This is a genomic window from Actinoplanes sandaracinus (assembly GCF_030009775.1).
GTDB classification, from domain to species: Bacteria; Actinomycetota; Actinomycetes; order Mycobacteriales; family Micromonosporaceae; genus Actinoplanes; species Actinoplanes sandaracinus.
Genome location: NZ_JASCTH010000014.1, coordinates 20573 through 37926, shown reverse-complemented (window position 1 = coordinate 37926; position 17354 = coordinate 20573). Strand labels below are relative to the sequence as shown.

General features: G+C 71.0%; 19 protein-coding genes and 1 tRNA gene. 9 read left to right on the top strand and 11 right to left on the bottom strand.

From position 1 onward, the window contains the following. Nucleotides 1-134: 134 nt before the first annotated feature. Complete coding sequence (locus QLQ12_RS21635) at nucleotides 135-1052, top strand: serine hydrolase (RefSeq protein WP_282762089.1); 918 nt, start codon at nucleotides 135-137, stop codon at nucleotides 1050-1052. Here the strand turns inward: QLQ12_RS21635 and QLQ12_RS21630 are convergent. After that, complete coding sequence (locus tag QLQ12_RS21630; RefSeq protein WP_282762088.1) at nucleotides 1049-1546, bottom strand: DUF1990 family protein; 498 nt, start codon at nucleotides 1544-1546, stop codon at nucleotides 1049-1051. The genes QLQ12_RS21635 and QLQ12_RS21630 overlap by 4 nt on opposite strands. A 76-nt stretch (nucleotides 1547-1622) precedes the next feature. Here QLQ12_RS21630 and QLQ12_RS21625 point away from each other — a divergent pair, with 76 nt between their 5' ends. From QLQ12_RS21625 to QLQ12_RS21605, 5 genes are read left to right on the top strand one after another with little or no spacing between them, the layout of a single operon-like run. Then, entirely contained in the window at nucleotides 1623-2594 is a 972-nt protein-coding gene (locus QLQ12_RS21625) for a diacylglycerol/lipid kinase family protein (protein ID WP_282762087.1), read from the top strand. Beyond that, nucleotides 2591-3685: a YihY/virulence factor BrkB family protein gene (locus tag QLQ12_RS21620; protein WP_282762085.1), complete on the top strand. Its 1095-nt coding sequence runs from the start codon at nucleotides 2591-2593 to the stop codon at nucleotides 3683-3685. Before QLQ12_RS21625 ends, QLQ12_RS21620 begins: the two co-directional genes overlap by 4 nt. Nucleotides 3686-3718: 33 nt before the next feature. Then, nucleotides 3719-5194 carry a phosphatase PAP2 family protein gene (locus tag QLQ12_RS21615; protein ID WP_282762083.1) on the top strand — a complete coding sequence of 492 codons (1476 nt, stop codon included), beginning with the start codon at nucleotides 3719-3721 and terminating at the stop codon, nucleotides 5192-5194. Next, the gene (locus QLQ12_RS21610; protein WP_282762081.1) at nucleotides 5191-5967 is read left to right on the top strand and encodes an endonuclease/exonuclease/phosphatase family protein; all 777 of its coding nucleotides are present in this window, start codon (nucleotides 5191-5193) and stop codon (nucleotides 5965-5967) included. Before QLQ12_RS21615 ends, QLQ12_RS21610 begins: the two co-directional genes overlap by 4 nt. Before the next feature lie 18 nt (nucleotides 5968-5985). Next, nucleotides 5986-6495 (top strand): mycothiol transferase, encoded by a 510-nt coding sequence (locus QLQ12_RS21605; protein ID WP_282762080.1) that lies wholly within the window; start codon nucleotides 5986-5988, stop codon nucleotides 6493-6495. A gap of 13 nt (nucleotides 6496-6508) precedes the next feature. Here QLQ12_RS21605 and QLQ12_RS21600 read toward each other — a convergent pair whose 3' ends face one another. Next, nucleotides 6509-8077, bottom strand: a complete 1569-nt coding sequence (locus tag QLQ12_RS21600) for a GGDEF domain-containing protein (RefSeq protein WP_282762078.1) — start codon at nucleotides 8075-8077, stop codon at nucleotides 6509-6511. 125 nt (nucleotides 8078-8202) lie between these two features. Beyond that, complete coding sequence (locus tag QLQ12_RS21595; RefSeq protein ID WP_282762285.1) at nucleotides 8203-9798, bottom strand: fibronectin type III domain-containing protein; 1596 nt, start codon at nucleotides 9796-9798, stop codon at nucleotides 8203-8205. A 74-nt stretch (nucleotides 9799-9872) separates the two neighbouring features. On the opposite strand from QLQ12_RS21595, the gene QLQ12_RS21590 reads away from it, so the two are divergent. After that, complete coding sequence (locus tag QLQ12_RS21590) at nucleotides 9873-10763, top strand: hypothetical protein (RefSeq protein ID WP_282762076.1); 891 nt, start codon at nucleotides 9873-9875, stop codon at nucleotides 10761-10763. On the opposite strand, the gene QLQ12_RS21585 is transcribed toward QLQ12_RS21590, so the two are convergent. The 4 genes from QLQ12_RS21585 to QLQ12_RS21570 all read right to left on the bottom strand — a co-directional run bounded on the left by QLQ12_RS21585 (nucleotide 10760) and on the right by QLQ12_RS21570 (nucleotide 13040). Next, on the bottom strand, nucleotides 10760-10942 hold the full coding sequence (locus QLQ12_RS21585) for a DUF4236 domain-containing protein (protein ID WP_043522949.1): 183 nt from the start codon (nucleotides 10940-10942) through the stop codon (nucleotides 10760-10762). The two genes, QLQ12_RS21590 and QLQ12_RS21585, sit on opposite strands and share 4 nt — an antisense overlap. Nucleotides 10943-11006: 64 nt before the next feature. Continuing rightward, nucleotides 11007-11462 carry an RrF2 family transcriptional regulator gene (locus QLQ12_RS21580; protein WP_282762073.1) on the bottom strand — a complete coding sequence of 152 codons (456 nt, stop codon included), beginning with the start codon at nucleotides 11460-11462 and terminating at the stop codon, nucleotides 11007-11009. Nucleotides 11463-11528: 66 nt separating this feature from the next. Beyond that, the gene (locus QLQ12_RS21575) at nucleotides 11529-12407 is read right to left on the bottom strand and encodes a helix-turn-helix transcriptional regulator (protein ID WP_282762071.1); all 879 of its coding nucleotides are present in this window, start codon (nucleotides 12405-12407) and stop codon (nucleotides 11529-11531) included. Between the two features lie 201 nt (nucleotides 12408-12608). After that, nucleotides 12609-13040, bottom strand: a complete 432-nt coding sequence (locus tag QLQ12_RS21570) for an SsgA family sporulation/cell division regulator (RefSeq protein WP_014446635.1) — start codon at nucleotides 13038-13040, stop codon at nucleotides 12609-12611. Between the two features lie 309 nt (nucleotides 13041-13349). On the opposite strand from QLQ12_RS21570, the gene QLQ12_RS21565 reads away from it, so the two are divergent. Together QLQ12_RS21565 and QLQ12_RS21560 are read left to right on the top strand one after the other, a co-directional pair. Then, nucleotides 13350-13724 (top strand): TIGR02611 family protein, encoded by a 375-nt coding sequence (locus tag QLQ12_RS21565; RefSeq protein ID WP_282762061.1) that lies wholly within the window; start codon nucleotides 13350-13352, stop codon nucleotides 13722-13724. A 51-nt stretch (nucleotides 13725-13775) separates the two neighbouring features. Continuing rightward, nucleotides 13776-13847, top strand: a tRNA-Val gene (locus tag QLQ12_RS21560). Nucleotides 13848-14025: 178 nt separating this feature from the next. Here the strand turns inward: QLQ12_RS21560 and QLQ12_RS21555 are convergent. The 4 genes from QLQ12_RS21555 to QLQ12_RS21545 form a co-directional block, all read right to left on the bottom strand. Continuing rightward, a complete protein-coding gene (locus tag QLQ12_RS21555; protein WP_282762059.1) occupies nucleotides 14026-15120 on the bottom strand; it encodes a tyrosine-type recombinase/integrase in 1095 nt (364 codons plus the stop codon). A gap of 83 nt (nucleotides 15121-15203) precedes the next feature. Continuing rightward, a complete protein-coding gene (locus tag QLQ12_RS46900; RefSeq protein WP_328518295.1) occupies nucleotides 15204-15476 on the bottom strand; it encodes a helix-turn-helix domain-containing protein in 273 nt (90 codons plus the stop codon). Next, nucleotides 15473-16555: a TRM11 family SAM-dependent methyltransferase gene (locus QLQ12_RS21550; RefSeq protein ID WP_282762057.1), complete on the bottom strand. Its 1083-nt coding sequence runs from the start codon at nucleotides 16553-16555 to the stop codon at nucleotides 15473-15475. The genes QLQ12_RS46900 and QLQ12_RS21550 overlap by 4 nt, the downstream gene beginning before the upstream one ends. Continuing rightward, nucleotides 16548-17240, bottom strand: a complete 693-nt coding sequence (locus QLQ12_RS21545; RefSeq protein ID WP_282762055.1) for a polysaccharide deacetylase family protein — start codon at nucleotides 17238-17240, stop codon at nucleotides 16548-16550. Before QLQ12_RS21545 ends, QLQ12_RS21550 begins: the two co-directional genes overlap by 8 nt. Nucleotides 17241-17354 lie beyond the last annotated feature (114 nt).

Below are 17354 nucleotides of genomic sequence, written 5' to 3'. Positions count from 1 at the left end.
GCGCCCATTGTGCGCTGGCCGCGCACCCGCCACTCGGTGACGGACCGTGCGGGGCCGGGCGCTGTGCGTCGAAAGTCAGGAATACACGGTATTCCGATGAGCCATCCGGGCCTCCGGCACGGCAGTATGCATGGGTGCGACGTACCCGGAATCTGATCGTGACGGTGGCCGCGCTGGGCGTCCTGGGTGGTTCGGCCCTCGTGGTGAAAGGCTTTCTGAACGACGGCACCGGCGGGACCGATGGCGGCGCCCTGGCCGGCTCGTTCCAGAACGTGCCAACGGCGTCACCCACGCCGACCGGGCCCAGCCCCGAGGAACTCGCCGCCATCGAGCGCGCCAAGCGGGTCAAGGCCCTCGACGCCGCGATGAAGAAGTACGCGTCCGGAAAGCCGGAGTTCTCCGTCGCCGTCCTCGATCACAAGAGCGGCGAGTCCTACGCGTACCGCGGCGAGGAGAAGTACGAGACCGCCAGCGTGGTGAAGGTCCAGGTGCTCGCCTGCCTGCTGCTCACCGCGCAGGACGCCGGCCGGAGCCTGACCGGCGGCGAGAGGACGCTGGCCGACAAGATGATCCGGTACAGCGACAACGCCTCGACGACGTCGCTGTTCGGCAAGATCGGCAAGTACAACGGCCTGACCGCCTGCAACAAGCGCCTCGGCCTCACCGAGACCAAGGTGAGCAGCTCCTGGGGCCTCACCCGGACCACGGTGAACGACCAGCTCAAGCTGCTCACCGAGCTGGCCGACGAGAAGAGCGAGCTGACCGAGGCCTCCCGCGAGTACGCCCACAAGCTGATGGGCACCGTCGCCCCCGATCAGGACTGGGGCGTCACCGCCGTCGCGGACACCGGTGAGAAGGCCACGGTCAAGAACGGCTGGCTGCAGCGCTCCACCGAGAGCAACCTCTGGATCATCAACACCGTCGGCCGGGTGACCGACGACGACACCGACGTCTCGATCGCCGTGCTGTCGCACACCAACAAGACCATGCCCGGCGGCATCTCGCTGGTGGAGAAGGCCGCCGAGCTCACCCGGGCGCACCTGAAGTACTAGCGTCCGCGGCCCAGCCGGCGCGCCGCACGGCCGAGCAGGCGCGCGTACGCGTGCTGGAAACCCACCGCCACCGGTCCGGCCAGCCGCATCAGGGTCCCGGCCGGCCGGCTGAACGCGGTGACGGTGAACCACACTCGGTCGTGTTCGTCGCGTTCCACGACGAACGCCTCCTCGCCGGTCGCCGGGTGGCCGGCCCGGGTGCCGTAGGCGAATCCGATCCGGTCGCCCTCCTCCACCGTCCACACCACCTCGCACGGAGCGGGCAGCGGCCCCAGCCCGACGGTCAGCAGCACCCCGGGCGCGGCCCGCCCGGCGTCCGCGGTGATCCGGGCGCCGGTGGCCCGGTGCATCCGGAAGGTGAGGATCGCCTCACCGGCCCGGGCCAGCACGTCCTCGCCGGAGCCGATCAGCGTGCGGTATCGCAGATGCCGGTAGCCGGCCGGAAATCGCCCGGTTCGGGTGAACCCGACATGCGGGTAGGTAACTTCAGTCACCCCCGCAGTGTGCCTTCCGCGGCGCCGCCCGGCAGTCGAGTCGCCGCCGTGACATCACTCCGGCACACTGAGCGACGTGACTGGACCCCGCTGCGCCGTCGTGGTGAACCCCACCAAGGTGGCCGATCCCGATCACCTTCGCCGTGTCGTTCACGAGGGTCTCGCGCGGGCCGGCTGGCCGGCCCCCGCCTGGTACGAGACCACTGCCGAGGACTCCGGCCGAGGTCAGGCCAAGCAGGCCGTCGCCGACGGCGCGGAGCTGGTCTTCGCGTGCGGCGGCGACGGCACGGTGACCGCGGTGGTCACCGCCCTGGCCGGCACCGACGTGGCGCTCGCGGTGCTGCCGGCCGGCACCGGAAACCTGCTGGCCGCGAACCTCGGCCTCGGCAACGACCCGGCCACCGGCCTGGAGGTGGCGCTGGAGGGCGGGCGTCGGCGCATCGACGTCGGCGTGATCGACGACCGGTGTTTCGTGGTGATGGCCGGGATGGGCTTCGACGCCCAGATGCTCGAGGACACCTCGGAGAAGGCCAAGAAGTGGCTCGGCTGGCTGGCGTATGTCGGCGGTGGCGCGAAACACCTGCTGGACCGGCCGATGCGGGCCCGGATCCGGCTGGACGGCGGACCGCCGATGCCGCGCCGCCCGAAAGCCGTGATCGTCGGCAACGTGGGCCGGCTCCAGGGCGGAGTGCGGCTGCTGAGCAAGGCGGAGCCGGACGACGGCAAGCTCAACGTGGCGATCCTCAGCCCCAACAACCTGGCCCACTGGGCGGCTCTGATCGGGGCCGTGGTGAGCCGCCGGGATCGGGTGCCGCTGATGGAGACGTACACCGCATCGCGGGTTGAGATCTACAGCAACCGGGCACAGGCGCGTCAGCTCGACGGTGACAACATTCCCCCGGGCAAGGTGATGAAGATCCACGTCCGGCCGAAGGCCCTGCTGCTGTGCGTGCCCCAGCCGGACGCGGACCCGGATCTGGCGTACGACGCCGGCGCGGCCGCCCGCCGTGCCCGGCAGATCCGGGAAGCGGCGGAGGAGAAGGCTTGAGCAGCACCGAACCGGTTCCCGAGACCCGGATGATGCCGGGGGACAAGTTGTCGGCCGACGACGCCTTCCACGCGCTGTGGCGCTATGGGCGCTGGCCCCTGCTGCACGACGCGTTCGTCCGGTTCCGCTACGGCGACGGGTTCAGCCACTCGCGGGCGTTCGCGTTCCAGCTCTGCCTCGCCATCGTGCCGTTCCTGATCGCCCTCTCCGGTCTCGCCACCGACCTCGGCGTGGAGGACGGCGGCCAGATCATCGCGGACACGGTCATCGCGCTCACCCCCGGCGCGAGCGAACCGCTGGTCACCGAGCTGCTGCAGGACGACGAACGCACCGAGGAGGCCGGTGAGCTGGCACTCGCGCTCGGCATGATCACCGGCCTGTTCGCGCTGACCAGCGCGATGGCCCAGATCGAGCGGGGCGCGAACCGCATCTACGGCGTGGAGCGCGACCGTCCGGCGTTCTGGAAATATCTGCGGGCCGCGATCCTGGCACTGGTCGCCGGGCTGCCGGCGCTGTTCGGGTTCCTGATCCTGGTGGCCGGGCGGGCCACCGGTGACTCGGCGCAGAAGGAGCTCGAGCTGTCGCACGGCGTGCGGGTGGGATGGGACGTGATCCGCTGGCCGCTGAGCCTGGTGCTGATCGTCTTCGCGGTGAGTCTGCTCTTCCGGCACTCGGTGCGGCGCAATCAGCCGGCCCTGTCCTGGCTGCTCTTCGGCGCGGTGGTGTCGACCGTGCTGTGGTGGCTGGCGAGCCTGCTGCTGGCCGGCTACGTCCGGGTCAGCGACGGTTTCGGCGCCACCTACGGGCCGCTCACCGCGATCATGGCGCTGCTGATCTGGGCCAACCTGACCGGCATCGCGCTCTTCCTCGGGCTCGCCTTCGCCGCCCAGTTGGAGGCCCGCCGGGTGGGCGTGCGGCGGCCGGCTCTGGAGGACCGCTGGGAGCCCCGCCCGGAGGACGACTCCGGGGACGGCGCCATCGACAGTGACGAGATCATGGACTTCCCGGAGACCGAGGCGGAGCCCGGTGACGACCGTCCGGCGATACCCGCTCAGCGGGAGCCCGGTGTACGGGCGGAGCCGTCCGGGTAAGAACGGCGCACCCCTGATTCGTTGGAGAGTGCCGTGACCGAAGACAACCGCGTGGTCGAACGCACCGGCTGGGCGCCGGTGCGGCACTTCGCCGAGCGCAGCGTGCTGGGTCTGCTGGTGGTGACCGCGATCGGCCTCACCTTCGGAGTCCTGCTGCTGCTGGTGCGTTTCCACTGGCAGCCGCTGCTCGACCTGGACCGGTCCGTGGCGGACGGCCTCAACCGCTGGGCCTCCGGCTCGGACGCGGTGGTCGCGGTCCTGCAGCAGATCTCGTCGTTCGGCGGGCGAGGCACGATGCTGCCGCTGGTGACCCTGCTCGTGGTGGTCCTGCTGATCCGCCGGCGCCCGCGCCCCGCGATCTATCTGCTGGTCACCGGCGCCGGCGCGCTGATCATGGACCCGTCGCTGAAGGCGCTGATCGGCCGGCTGCGGCCGGTGGTCGAGGCGCCGGTCGCGGACGCGCCGGGCAACAGCTTCCCGAGCGGCCACGCCCTCGGCTCGATGGTCGTCTACGGGATGATCGTGCTGGTCTTCCTGCCCGCGGTGCGCCGCCGGTGGCGCCCGTGGTTCATCGGCCTGGCCGCGGTGGTGGTGGCGGCGGTCGGGTTCACCCGGGTCGCCCTGGGTGTGCACTACCTCTCCGACGTGTTCGGCGGGTGGCTGCTCGGGCTGGCGTGGATCAGCGTGACGGCCTACGCCTTCCGGATCTGGCGTCGCGAGGCGGGCCACCCGACCCCGCCGCTGACCGGCGGCCTGGAGCCGGAGTCCGGGCCCGACCTGCGGCCCGCTCCCGCCGAGGGCGCCGTCCTGCCGCACCCGTGGGCCAAGGCGGCCGAGATCCTGGTCGGCTGGGTCTTCGTGTTCGGCATGCTCTACCTGGTCGGTTACACGGTCAACCGATGGGAGCCCGCCTTCGACGACCGCGTGGTGAGGTGGCTGCAGACCTTCCGTACCCCCTCGCTCGACCACCTGAGCTGGCTGGCCAGCAAGGCCGGTGACACCCACGCCATCCTGATCATCTCGTTGATCTTCTGCCCGCTGGCGCTGGCCCTGTGGCGGCAGTGGCGGCCGGTCCTCTTCCTGGCCTTCACCATGATCGGCGAGCTGACCCTCTTCCTCTGCGCCGCGGCCGCCGTGGACCGTCCGCGCCCCTCGGCCGAGCAGCTCGACGGCCAGATGCCGACCTCGTCGTTCCCATCCGGCCACATCGCCGCGACCATGTGCCTCTGGGCCGCCATCGCGATCATCGTGATGGCCCGGGTCCGGCAGCCGTGGCGCTGGATCTTCCCGGCCCTCGCCGTGATCATGCCGTTCGGTGTCGCGCTCTCCCGGGTCTACCGCGGCATGCACCACCCCACCGACTTCCTCGGCGCCATCCTGCTCACCGCGGCCTGGATCAGCGTGCTCTGGTTCACGGTGCGGCCCAATGCGCACGCCGAGACCGCCGCCGAGGCCGCCGAGGAGGCCGCCCAGATCGCCGACGGGCGGCCGCTGGAGCCGGTCCGATGACGCTGCGGCTGATGACCTGGAACATCAAGAACGGCGGCGGCGATCGCCTGCCGGCGATCATCGAAGTCATCCGCGGCGAGCGGCCCGACGTTCTCTGCCTTCAGGAGCTACAGCATTTCCAGCGGTACGGGCAACGCCGGATGCGGGAGCTGGCGTCGGCGGTCGACATGACCGCGCACCTGGCCCCGCCCGGATTCGCGCAGCCGGTCGCGGTGCTCGTGCGCGAGCCGCTGCGCATCCTCCGGCGGTCCCGGGTGCGCTGGCGGCTGCACCACGCGGCGGCGATCGCCGAGATCGCGACCACGGCCGGCCCGCTCACCGCCGTCAGCGCCCACCTCAACCCGTTCTCCCCGTACCGGCGGATGCGGGAGGCCCGCTGGCTGGCCGCCCGGTACGCCTCGCCGCGCGGGCTCGCGTTGATCGCCGGGGACATGAACGGGCTCGACCCGGCCGGCGACCACGTGGCGGCACTGGCCGCCCAGCCGTCGCTCTACCGCCGCCGGCACCTCGGGCCGGACGGGCGGCCCGACACCCGGGCGATCGCGGCCTTCGCCGAAGCCGGGTTCACCGACCTGTGGCACACCGCCGGGGCGGGCGACGGCCGGACCGTGCCGACCGGCTTCGCGGGCCGCGAGTTCGGCACGGTCCGCCTGGACTACCTGCTGGCGAGCCCGGCCCTCGCAGCGCGCGCCCAGAAGCTGTGGGTGGTCCGTGACGAGATCACCGAGCACGCCTCCGACCACTATCCGGTGCGGGCCGACGTGGACCTCTGAGCGCCGTACGCTCATGTCATGGTGATCGATTTCCCGTCCCCGATGATTCCCGCCGCCGGGCGGGCCGACGTCTTCACCCGCTACCTGGACTACTTCCGGGAGAGCCTGCTGGAGAAGACCGCGGCGCTGCCCGAGCCGGAGCGGCGCGCCAGCCGCCTGGCGTCCGGCTGGACGCCGCTGGAGCTGGTCAAGCACCTGCGTTTCGTGGAGCTGCGCTGGATCGAGTGGGGTTTTCAGGGCCGCGACGTCGGCGACCCGTGGGGCGACCGGCGCGACGACCGCTGGCACGTCGATCCCTCGGAGACCCTCGACGACCTGGCGGCGGCGCTGCGGGCGCAGGGCGCGCACACCAGCGAGGTGATCACCGGCAACGATCTGGACGCCGTGGGCGCGCCCGGCCCGCGGTGGGACGGCGCCGACCCGGCCACGCTGGAGCGGATCTGCTTCCACCTGGTTCAGGAGTACGCCCGCCATCTCGGCCACCTGGACGTGGTGGCCGAGATCGCCGGCGGTCCGACCGGCGAGTAGGACCGGCTCGTCGCTAGCCGGCGACCACCCGGTCACGGCCGGAGCGCTTCGCCGCGTAGAGGTTGCGGTCGGCGACCGCCAGCAGAGCGGTGAAGGTGCTCCGGCCCTCCACCGCTGTGGTGATCCCGATGCTCGTGGTCACCGGCAGCGTCCCGGTGATCGGTTCCCAGCCGTGCGCCCGGATCCGCAGCCGCAGCCGCTCGCAGCGCACCGCCGCCTCGTCGGCGTCCACCCCCGGATAGACCAGCAGGAACTCCTCGCCGCCCATCCGGGCCGCGATCGCCGAACCGACCGCCGCCTCCTCCAGCAACTCGGCGACATGCTGCAGCACGGTGTCACCGGTGGAGTGCGAGAGGGTGTCGTTGACCCGCTTGAAATGGTCCAGGTCGATGATCGCCAGCGACAGTGGGCGGCGGCGGGCCGCCGACTCCAGCAGCAGGGCCGGCACCCGCTCGTTGACGTAACGGCGGTTGTAGAGGCCGGTCAGCGCGTCCCGGTGAGCCATCTCCCGGAAGTGCTCGCTGGCCCGGCGCGCCTCGTTCGCTTCGAGGACGGCCTGCAGGGCGCGGGCCCGGGCGTCGCGCTGGACCGACTGCAGGGCGCCGGCCGCCGCGTGAAAGGCGCGGTGCTCCTCGTACGCCTCGGCGAACCGCCCGGTCGCCGCGAACAGCGCGGCCTGTTCCTGCCGGGCACGGGCTCCGATGCCGTCCATGCCGCGTTCCGTGCACACCTTGCGGGTCGCGTCCAGGGCCGCCTGGGCGTCGTCGAATCGGCCGGCTAGGCGGCGGGCCTGGGAGAGGGTGAGCTGGCACTCGGCGACGGCGTCACCCTCGTTGGCGGCGACCAGGTCGGCCAGGACGGGGGACAGCAGGTCCTCGACGGCTTCGTACCGGCCGCCCATCAGCTCGACCTGGGCCATGGTGTCCAACTGGTTGGCGCTGAACCGGATGCCGCTGCGGGCCTGGACCTCACGCATCTGCGCGACCAGCGCCCGCGCCTCGGGCTCGTCGCCGACCTCGACAGCGGTGTACGCCATGTTGTTCAGGATGTTCGACACCATCTCGTGGTCGCCGGCCGCCGCCGACAGCGCCTCGTGCGCGCGGCGCTTGCCGTCGGCGTGCGATCCGGTGTCGTCGAGCGCCACCGACAGCATCGACAGGTGCCGGGCACGAAGATGTGGCGGCACCTCCTCGGACAGGAACGCGACGCACTGCACGGCGTGGTTCAGCGAGTCGGAGAAGTCTCCGACCACGCGGTAGAAGACCGACAGCTCGCGATGGGCGCGGGCCAGCAGATAGCAGCTCTCGTGCTGTTCGGCCCAGACCCGGACCTGATGGGCCAGCCGCCCGCCCTCACCGGTCTCCCCCTCCCGGAGCAGAACCCCGGCCTGCAGCAGCATCGCCCGCTGGACGACCTCCTCGGCGCCCAGTTCGGTGGCTCGCCGACGCAGCTCAGCGGCCGGTTCCCAGACGGTGCGGAACTGGGACATGGGCCGTTCCTCGAGTTCCGCGACGGCGGATTCGAGGGCGCCGAGCTCGTTTCGGGGCTCGGTGGGGACGCGGCTCGCTGTTTCCGTCGTCACTGTCCCTGCTTTCCTGTCGCCGCTGTGACGGCTCACACTCCAGTGCCCTGGTAGCAGGCCGGTTCGCCGCGGGTTGCAGCCCGGTTGCGGGGCCCACGCGGCGCTGTGCGGCGCGGCGTGGTCCGCTAACGCCGGGTGCAGACCGGGGCCGCGGCGGCGCTCTCCTGCCCGTCTGTGCGGACCGACACCGTGAAGCAGTAGTTCTGCTGCTCGCTGAGGCTGTAGACGACGTAGTCGGTGGCGCCGGACGGCAGATCCGCCACCGTCACCGGCGACTGCCCGGACCGGCCCACGGCGATCACCACGTCACCCGTGGCGTCGCGCGGGTACGCCCACTGCAGCGACACGCTCTGCCCGTTGTCGCGCAACCGGACGTCCTGCGGGGCGCCCGGCTCGGCGACGGCGGTCAGTGGCTCGGCGGCCGGGGCGGACGCCGGCCCGGACGGTGGCGCCTGCGGGTGGGTCGCCCCGTCGGCGCCGGGGAGAGTCAGGATCGCCACCGCGGCGGCCGTCGCCACCCCGCCGGCCAGCACCGTGGCGAGCAGCAGCGGATGGGCCGTCCGGGACCGCTGAGCCGACGCGACCCGGACCGGCAGGCGCCGCGAGTTCGGCGGATCGGCGAGTGTGCTGGCCCGGGCGGTGCCGACCGGCAGGGGGCGGCCGTCCTCGCCGTAGTCGGGCGCCCGGCTTCCGGGCAGCGGCGGCGGCGTGTCCGCGCGGGCGTGCCGGCCGGTCGGGTCGCCGGGCAGCCGGTGCAGGTCACTGAGGTAGAGCGGCTGCTGGTAGAGGGTGCCGTTGGGGTCGGTGGCCCGGTTGTCGGCCGGTGGCCGGTCGTCGGGGAAGTCGTCCGGCGGGACCGGGTAGACGGTGCCGCTCGGATCGGTGGGCCGGTCGTCCGGCGGTGGCTGGCCGGGCGCGTCCGCGGGAAACGGCGACGGCCCCGACCTGCTCGTGTCCGCGACGGTGGGGCGGCGCGGGAACGGCCGCAACGGCGTGCCGCCGCCCGCGTCGCGGCTGCCGCAGGTGTGCCGGCCCGACGGTGCGCCGGTGACCAGCGCGGCGGTCTGCCGGGCCAGCGGGTGGTCGGTGGGCAGGTGGCGGGCGCCGAGTTCCTGTGCCAGGGCCAGGTGCTCGCGGGACTCGGCATCGTGGCCGCACTCGCGCTCCATCGCCCCCAGACGGGCCAGCATCTTGATGCCGGCCGGAGCGGCGTCGCCGTGCACCCGGCTGTGCCGGCGCCAGGCCCGGGCCAGCCTGGTCCGGGCGGTGGCGCAGTGCCCGGCCGCGTGCTCGGCGGTGGCCAGGTCGGCCTCGGCGGCGAGCACCCGAGGCGAGTCGGGGCCGTCGGTCAGGGCCAGTTCACCGACCAGATCGTGATAGACCGACGCGGCCCGGCCGTACTGGCCGATGCGTTGCAGGACCGCCGCGTGCATCGCGGCCGTGGCGATGGTGCGCTCGTCGCGCGGACCGTGCAGGCGCTCCTCGGCCGAGTGCGCGAAGGCGGCCCACAGCCGGGCCGACTCCGGGTCGCCGAGGGCGATCAGGACACGGGCGTGCAGGGCGGCGGCCACCGCCAGATCGGCGGTGGCGCGACGAGGGTCGGCATCGGCGCTCCGGAGGACGTCGTCCAGGACCGCACGGGCGCCCGCGAGATCGCCGGCGGACGACAGCGTCTGCGCCCGGGCGGTGAGTTCTGCGAGCGGTGGGGCCATGTATCCCATAGTGCTCACCCGGACACCCTACGTACAAGTTTCCGGTACCGAAGTGGACAGGGTAGAAACACGGTGTGTCCCCGATGATGACCGTCAAACGTGAACTCCTGGTCCGCCACCTGCAAGCCTGGGCGGCCGGCGCGCTCCACCGCGCTCGGCGGGCCACCTTCGTGCACGGCTACGCCGACGCCGACGGAGGCGCCGCGGCCGAGGCCGCGGTCCGGGTCCTGGCCGACCTGCCCGACCTGGCCCGCGGCCGGGAACTGTCCATGGTGGCGGTCGGCGACGACATCACCGGGGTCGGCCGGCGGCTCAGTGCGGCCCAGCGGGACGCGGGTGCGGCCGCCGGGCTGGCCGTGCTCCCGGTCGGCGGCGGTACGGACGAGCGTCTTCCGGTCGCCTTGAAGGCGGCCGGCGCTTCACGCGTACCCCTGATGGGTTTTCTCGACGCGAGCGGGAGCGCGCCGCCCGCGGTGGCCACGGTCGCCGCGATCGCCGCCGGGAAACCGGCGGAGGTTCTGCTGGTGCTGCCGCCCGGCAGCCCGGTCGGCCCCTACCGGGGCCTGGGCTTTCCGCTGTTCACGGTCGCTGAACTGGCCACCGGGCCGGAGCCCGGCGAGGTGGTGGCCTTCGCCACCACCTCCGCCAAGAGTCTGGAGAATTTCAAGGAGGCGCTGTGGGCGGTGGACGAGTTCGCGGGGGTACGGCTACGCGATCCCGCCGATCCGGAACGGCACCTGATCGACATCTCGCTGACGCCGCATCCCGGCCCGCTGCGGCGTGAACTGCTCGCACGCCTGGCCGAGGTGGGCACGGCGACCGTGACCGAACTGCGGACCTTCGCGCTCACCGAGACCGTCTACCGGGCCGCCGACGCCACCCGGGTGCTGCACGCGCTCGTCGACGCGGGCACTGTCACCCGGGAGCCGTCACACGGCAGGTTCGGCGGCGACGTGGTGATCGGTCGGCTCTAGCGGGAGCGGGACTTGTCCTGCTTCCAGGACAGCGGGCCGGGCAGGTCGACGCGGTGTGCGCGAGTCTTGGAGTTCCAGGACCAGCGACCGATCTTCAGGCTCCAGGACGAGTAGCCGTTCTCGGTGAAGTTCAGGACCAGCGGACCGATCTTCTTTCGGCTGCGGTAAACGATCCCCATCGGAACATCCTCCATCTGCGTTGCTGATGGCCGGACGATGCCCGATGACATCGATTCACAAACGTCAGCGAGGCTGCCAGGCGTCCGGCCGGGTGGTCAGCTTGCGCACGTGCGCCGGCATCCGCCCGCTGATCAGCTCGGCGAGACTCACCTCGTCGACCACCTCGCGGACCGCGGCACGCACCGCCACCCAGAGGTTCGGCAGGTTCTCCGCCGCACCCGTGTACTGCGTCTCCTCCGGACGGAGGCCGCGCACGCCGGCGAGCGGGCCGTCGACCGCCCGCAGGATCTGGCCGATGGTCACGTCCCGAGGTGGGTGCGACAGCGTGTAACCGCCCTCGGCGCCTCGTTGCGCGCGCACCACACCGGCGCGGCGCAGATCGGCGAGCACTGCCTCGAGGAACTTCCGAGGCATCTCTTGGTCTTGGGCAATTGCCTGGGCGGACATCAGTGCGGGGTAGGCCTGCGCCAAACTGAGGGAGGCCCGGACCGCGTAGTCGCCGCGCGCGGAGATCTGCACCTGACTATCATGCCCCGCCCGTGCATCCGCCGATGCACATACCCCAGGGAGTTATGGGAATTACGCTCAGTCCGAGGGTGATCGCTGTCCGGGTATCCCTCCTGGACGGCCACCGGTGAACCGGGCTCGGAACTGTCCCGGGCTCAGGCCGGTCTCCCGGTGGAAGAACCGGCCGAAGTTCGTCGGCTCGCCGAAACCCAGCACCCGGCCCACCTCGGCCACCGACAGTGGAGTCGCCGCGAGTAGCCGGCGGGCCTGCAGCGCCACCCGGTCGTCGACCACCTGCTTGGCGGTGCGGCCGCTCAGCGCCAGGCTCGCCCGGGTCAGCGTGCGCACCGAGCAGCCCAGCTCGCCGGCGTAGTCCTCGACCCTGCGGGTGTGCGGGTAGCCCTCCTCCAGCCGGCGCTGGAACCGCTCGAACGTGCGGCGTTCGACGTGACCGGCCAGATCGGGGGGCGGCTCGATCGCACGGATCCGCAGCAGCAGCGCGGCCAGTTGGTGCCGCAACAGAGCGGCGGTGACCGGGCCCGGTGTTCCGCCGGCGTCCGCGGCGAGGTGGCCGAAGGCCGATCGGAAGACGTCCGGGCGGGGCAATGCCAGCGGTTCGCGGGCTGGCCCGGTCGGATCGTCGGGAGTCAGGCCCGGCAGTTCCTCCGGATCGAACAGCCCGGTGCGGAAGACGATCGTCATCGTGTCGTCCGGTGGATCGCCGAACCGGGCCGCCTGGCCGGGTCGGATCCAGAGCAGAGTGCCGGGGCCGCAGAGACGCTCGGCGAAGTCGACTTCAGCCGCCAGCCGTCCGGTGGCCGTGAGCACGAGAGCGTGACTACTCAGCAAGCCGGTGCCGGCGCCGGTGGCCACGGGCAGGGCGCAGGCGCCGATGCCCGACCAGTCCGGTGGAAGACTGGCGGACGCCGGCTCGGTGTGTTGAATGAGTGTTGACATCGCGCCTGACGGTAGTCGTCGATGCGCGTGCTCGCACCCACTAGCGCACCGAGTGAGTTAAATGTCCGATTTCCGGCTCGGTATTCGCTATACGTCCGATTCCGATTGCTTTTCGGAGATCGATTACTTTTCCGGATAAAGGGCGACCCGCGCAGACCGGCAGTGTCCGCGCGGGTCGCCCCTTTATCGCTGTTGCCCTGACTATCGGCCCGCCAGCAGCCGGTTGACTGCCGCGTCGACGTCCAGATGGTCGGACTCCCGGCCGCGTGGCACCACCACGTAGGTGCGCCGCAGGAAGCGGACCAGGACGCTGCGCGGCACCTCGAACAGCGCGTTCCCGTCCGGCGAGGACAGCGCCAGGGCGACGAAGTCACCCCGTGGCGTGGCCCACGGCCAGACCCGGACGTCGCCGATCCCGGCCGGCTCGTCGAGCCCGGTCACGAGCAGTTCACGCGCAAAGGACCAGCTCACGGCTTCCCCACCGGCTGATTCTGCGTGGAACAACACGTGGACCGCATACGGGTCGGCTGGGTCGTACCGCAGACTGGCGCGCACGGGCAGTGCCGTCGCGTCAGGCGCTACGAGCCGCAGCGAGGTTTCGACCTCGACGGTCGTTGGACGAATGGTACTCATGGACGAACTCCCCCCGGCACCGCTGCGAGGCTGGTGAACCCCGCGTTTCCCATACTCAGGTGATCCCTGTCGTTACGCTCCGCCATACGCTGATCTCACCCAGTAGTGGGAAGACGGTTCCGAAAAGCCTTCCGCACAGGACGCGAAGCGATATCTTGTCCTGTTCTGCCCATGTACTCGGTTCCGCCCGGCGTCGGTGGCCCAGCAGTTGACTTACTCCGGTAACGTCCATTCCTCCCGGGTAGTGACGGGGCCCCAGGACACTGGGGGATGAAATGGGTGTAAAACCGGACGACGGGGTCTTCAAACGTGCGTGTGCTCGACCGTATCCGGTCCAACTCCACTGGCCGGCTGGCTTTGAAAATCGGCGTCGGCATCCTCGGCGGCCTGGTGGTCGCCGTGGGGATCGTCCTGATCCCGTTCCCCGGCCCCGGCTGGGCGATCGTGATCCTCGGACTCGCCATCCTCGCCATCGAGTTCCACTGGGCCAGGGGACTGCTCGCCTTCACCAAACGGCACGTGCAGAGCTGGACCCACTGGATCGGCAGGCAGTCGCTGCCCATCCGGGCTCTCATCGGCCTGGCCGGCATGCTGTTCATCAGCGCTGTCGTCTGGGCCAGCGTCCGGCTCAGCTTCGGCATCGACCTCTTCCAGGTCAGCCTGGACTGGCTCAAGTCACAGTGACCCCTGGTTCGCCTCCTGGGGCCGGCGTCTAGTAGAGTTCCATCTCGTTGAGGGCGATTAGCTCAGCGGGAGAGCGCTCCGTTCACACCGGAGAGGTCACTGGTTCGATCCCAGTATCGCCCACATAGCCATCTAGCTGCAAAAACACCCGCTGTCATGATCCATGACAGCGGGTGTTTTGTCATGGTTTTGGGAGCAGATGGGGAGCAACGCCGCCCAGCCAGGGGTGACCTCTCCTAGGCCTGATTTGTGCGCTCCCCACGTGACCACCACTGTGTCGGGAAAGTGGTCATCAAACGAGTCACGGGTTGCCGGTGTTCTCCCAGCGTTTCTGCAGGCAATCGACGAGGCGCTGCTCGACGGCGGGGCTGACATGGCTGTAAATCCCCCGGACGCCGGGGAGGCGGTGGCCGAGCCGCTTGGCTTGTGCCACCTCGGGAATGCCGTCCTCGATCATCCAGGTCTTGTGGGTGTGCCGGAGGTCGTGAAAGTGCATGCCGGGGATCACCGGGGCGATCAGCTTTTTGGGGTTGCCGTCGGTGGCGGGCCGCCAGAAGCGGCGGCTGAAGTTAGACCGACGCCACAGGCCTCCGTCGGCGCCTACGAAGATGTGGGAGTGGTCGTGGGTGTCGAGGTGCTCCCGTAGCCGGGTGACGAGGAACGGCGGGAGCAAGATCGTGCGTACGGCGGCCGGTGTCTTCGGCGGTCCGAGTTCGAGTCGGCCGGCGATCTCGTGCAGGGCGCCGACGTCGGGGTCGATGTGGATGCGGGCGTCGTCGAGTTTGCAGTTCTGCCGTTGCAGTCCGACGAGTTCGCCCCAGCGCATGCCGGTGTAGGCGGCGGTGACGACGAGGGTGGCCTCGGCCGGGCCTAGATGGTTGGCGATGGCGAGAACTTGCAATTCTGTGGCCCAGGGACGCTCAGGTTTGAGGTCGGCGGTCGGGCGGAGTCGTCGGCAGGGGTTGGTGACGATCCTGCGCTCCTCGACGGCCTCGCCCATGAGCATGGACAGCACCGAGAGGATGTCGGCCACGGTCGATGAAGCTCGGCGCTGGTTCAGTTCCTTGACCCAGGTCTTGACCATCATTCGTGTGATGGCGTTGAGCGGGCAGTCACCGAAGCGGGGCAGGATGTGAACGCGGAGGTACGTGTCGTACTTAGCTGCAGTGTTGGCGCCGACGTTGTGGGCCTCTAGCCAGATGTCGGCCCATTCCCGGAGGGTGATCTTGCCCCCGCTGGGGTCGATGTAGGTGTCCTGCTGCCGTTCGGTGTCGACGGCGTTCGCGCGGGTCTGGGCGGCTTTCCTGGTGGGGTGGCTGCTGTCGGTGCCGACGGTGCCGTCCGGGCGCCGGTAGCGGACCCGGTAGCCGTCACCGCGTTTTTCTACCCATGCCATGTGGGCTCCCTGATGCAATGTACGGATGGGGGGGTGACCGTGGTAGTGGTCAGGCACCATGGACGTGCCAGATGGCGACAGGATCAAGCCTGCTGATCTGGTACGGAGCGGCCGTCTCTGCTCGTAGCCGGGTGGGCGCCTGCTCGGATGATGTGTTCGAGGTCAGCCGTTGAGAACCGCAGGTACTTACCGACGAAGGTGCACGGCACCTGGCGGGCCGTTGCCTTCCGGCGGAGCCACCATGGGCTGATTTGTAGAAGTGCGGCGGCCTGCTCTGCTGTGTAGAGCTGAACCGATGGATCCGGCGCTGCGGCTTGGTCGGGCGAGCCGGACGCGGCTTCCTTTGGTCGGCTCATCTGAGTCCGACCCGCAGGATTAGGACATCCTCGTGCTGGGGGATCCATTGGGGGTCTCCGCTGGCAATGGCGTCACGGACGTTCTTCTGCTGGAAGAAGGACGCCCGCGGTACCAGGACTCCGTTGCGGACGCCGGCCATCAGAGCGACGCATTCCTCGACCAGTTCCAGCCCGGCCGCTTCTCCGGCGGCGACGACCATGCCGGGGATGTCGACGAGTTCGCCGTGTCGCCGGTACGGGCGGGCGGTGACGACTACGTGTCCGCCGGGCCGCAGGACCGCCCGGCATCCGGTGAGGATTTCGGTGAAGCCTTCGGCTAGTTCCCCGTGGTTGCGGTAGGCGAGGTTGTCGGAGCCCCCGTACCGGTGGTGGATCTTGCGAACCTTTCCGCGCCGGGCGCCAGGGGTGCGGGCGTGGCCGTGAGTGGACGATCCATACGGCGGCGAGGTGATGACGAGAGCGACCTGGCCGCGGATCTGTGGCGGCAGTAGTGAGGGCAGGTGCCGGGAGTCGCCGGTGTAGACAGCGCCGGTGCCGGGGGCACCGTGTTTCTCGGCGAGGGCGATGTTGACGGCGGCCAGCGCCGCCCAGCGGGATTCGTATTCGACGCCGACGCCGTGGCGGTCGAGGTGCATGGCTTCGACCATGGTGGTGCCGATGCCGGCCATCGGGTCGAGGACGAGGTCGCCGGGGTCGGTGTAGGTGTGGATGGCGTAGCGGGCGATGGTGGGCAGCATCTTGCCCGGGTGGGTGATCGACTCGGGGGTGTACCGGCCCCGGCGTAGTTCCCGGGAGGGCTGCTGTCCGGTCAGCCACACCGACCAGGTTGGCCCCTCGGCGGGCGGTGCCGGGGCGGGTTCGCCGCGCGGGACGGTCGTGGGGACGGCGGCCGGAACGGAGCCGGGGACGGGGACGGGCGTGGGGACGGCGACGGAACCGGCACCCTGGGCGGGGACGGCGGTGGGGTTCGCGCCGACGCCGGGGATCGACTCGGGGACGGTGGTGGAAGCGGCGCGTGGTGCGGGGACGAACCCGGGGACGACACTGCTGGTGGCGCGGATGGTCGGGGACTCAGACATCTGCGGCCTCCGGGGTGATCGTGGCGAAGACGAGGAGGTCTCGGTGCGCTCGGCGGTGCCGGCCCGCGATGAGCGGTGGCCGGGCGGCGGGGCGGGCTTCGGTACGAGGGTCGGTTTCGGGCAGCGGCACCAGGAGTGCCGGGATGTGCTGGTGGTAGAGCAGTCCGGCGGTGCGGGCGGCGGCGATCACCGTCGAGCGGTGCCCGATGGCTGCGGTGCCCGGCCCGGCGGTGAGCAGGACGGCGAGGAAGCCGCCGGGACGTAGCAGCGCCTGCCACGCGCCGAGTGCCTGGCTCACGGCGTGCGGGTCGCGGCTGTCGACGTCCAGGCGGGGCAGCGTGGCCAGGACGAGTCCGGCGCCGGGCCGAGCCGCTGCCGCCGGGTGCTCGTCGAGGGGCTCGGGCCGCCCGTACAGACGCTCACGGTGGATGACTGTGAGGCCGGGGTGGCGGTGCAGGTATTCGGCAGCTGCCGCGACGCTCGGATGGGCGTCGGTGTCGAGGACGGTGTCGCCGTCGCGGGTGTAGCGGGCGATCAGATGTGCGACGTGGTCGGGGTGGATGCCGTACCAGTCGGGCAGGACGCGCCCGGCCGGGTCGGTGGGCCGGTGGGTGTGGGCGGGGTGCAGGAGCAGTCCGACGGGTGCCCGGGTCGGGCGGGTATCGGTGGGGTGGGTCTGCGGCATGGGTGCGGTGGGCCATGTCCGCCGACGAACGCTGACACATAGAGATACAGATTTCGGGCCTGATTTCGACATCGGCCCCGGCCACGCACCCCGTGACAGCACCAGCCAGGCACC